Annotated in this window: 1 pseudogene; it reads right to left on the reverse strand. The window is 40.1% G+C overall.

Going from position 1 to position 810, the window contains the following annotated elements:
- Positions 1-810: pseudogene (locus GRP75_RS28370) on the reverse strand (GH32 C-terminal domain-containing protein); the annotation flags it as partial.

Here is an 810-nt window from a genome sequence, read left to right on the forward strand (position 1 = left end):
TGCAAAAGATGTAATCCAAAATGGCCGGACAGGAAGGTTGCATCATCGATATCATGAATGAGATTTCCGTCCAGATACATCTTTATATTTGTTCCAAATGTGCTCACTTTTAAATCATGCCTTTGATAAGTATCCAGCGTTACTGTGGTTTCAGCCAGAACCGTTTTATTCCCGTCTTCCATTTTCACAATTTTCACTTTATCGTTTAAAGCATCGATACTCGCCATATATCCATTTTTCGCATCAGCATCCGTCCGGAAAACAAGTGATCCTGTTTCATCTCCTCCCTCTGACAAATCTATAATCGCATTATATATAAAGTTGTCCCCAGTCTTACCACTTATGATAAAAGCATCATCTGCAGATGTACCGTTTTTCCCCTCCATGGTATCTTCCCACCGACCGGTTACAGCTGTCCAATTAGATAGATTGGTTGCAAAGTTAGAGGTGTTCTTGAAATTCACATTTCGGAAGGAAGCTGTTGAATTCCAGGCGGTCAGACCGTAATAACCATAATCAAATTCAGTATCCGTTTCTTTAATTACAGACTGATTATCTATAAACACCTGAATGTCATGACCATATACGTCTACCTGCACGTTGTAAGTTGATGAGGTTCCCAGGGTTAAAGACTTGCTAGCAATTTCTGTATTCGATCCATCGACATTCTTATTTAAAGTAACGACATCATTTTTGGCATCCAGGCTGACGACATAACCGTTTTTCGCATTCTTGTCAGCACGAAAAACCAGACCTCCTGAGCCTTCCCTGCCATTCTTTTTATTAAGGGTAATATCTCCCTCATAGGTG

Source organism: Paenibacillus sp. OT2-17, from assembly GCF_009827695.1.
Taxonomy (GTDB): Bacteria; Bacillota; Bacilli; order Paenibacillales; family Paenibacillaceae; genus Paenibacillus; species Paenibacillus polymyxa_B.